We start from the raw sequence: 825 nt of genomic DNA, 5'->3' as shown, positions 1-825 counted from the left end.
GTGCGGCACCGGGGTCGTCGGCGGCCCGCCACCATGCGTGCAGCCGTCGGCCGCCGGCGGGGGCATACGGTTGAGCGCCTGCGTCGGGCAGTGCGTCGGCGGTGGCGCCACCACCCGGCTCGGTGCGGGCGCGTTCCAGCAGCTGAGCGAGCTGCTGCCGGTGTTCGGGGGCGCGCCGGTCGGCGTCGTCCGTGGCCCGGTCCAGGTCGCGGGCCGCCGTCACCGCGTCGGCCAGCGCGGTGGGCGGCCCGCCGTTGTCGTACCACCGCAGGAGCGTGGCGACCAGGTACCGCAGAGGGTCCAGATCGACCGGTGTCGTCCGGGCCGCTGCCTCCGTGGCGCGGCGCAGGTCCTCCACCGCCCGCTCCAGCCCCGACGGGTCGGCGTCGGCGTCGTGCAGGAAGGCGGCGCACCGGGCCTTCAGCAGCAGCCGGCCCGACAGGTGCGGATCGTCCGGCACGACCCGCTGCGCGCTCTGCCGCGCCGCCTCGGCGGCACAGCGTTCGGCCTCCACCGGGTGGGAGCGTTGGCCGCCCAGTTCGCCGACGGCCAGCAGCATCCGGGCCCGGTCGGTGAGCAGGGCCGCCTGCTCCCGCGGTGACGTGCCGTCCTCGCGCAACAGCTTCGCCTGGAGCGCCAGCAGGGTGCCGAGTGCGGAGAGGTCCCGGGCGCCTTCGAACCGCTCCGTCAGGAAGAGGAGTTGGTCCGTCAGGGCCGCTCCCAGCGTGACCGTCTCCTCCTCCGCGCCCCGGGGCCGCGCCCTGCGACGCGCCCGCCACCCGCGTCCGGCGGCCCGTCCGACCCGGGCGAGCAGCGGTCCGGGCA

The 825-nt window shown here is 77.5% G+C and carries 1 protein-coding gene; it reads right to left on the bottom strand.

Annotated features, from left to right (window positions below; all coding sequences use genetic code 11):
* A partial coding sequence (locus G3I53_RS04875) for a hypothetical protein (protein ID WP_203616680.1) occupies window positions 1–825 on the bottom strand: 825 nt, incomplete at both ends.

Origin of the sequence: Streptomyces sp. SID14436 (assembly GCF_010548465.1) — a bacterium.
Classification (GTDB): domain Bacteria; phylum Actinomycetota; class Actinomycetes; order Streptomycetales; family Streptomycetaceae; genus Streptomyces.
The sequence above is the reverse complement of the archived record's forward strand: the minus strand, read 5'-3'. Positions and strand labels throughout refer to the sequence as shown.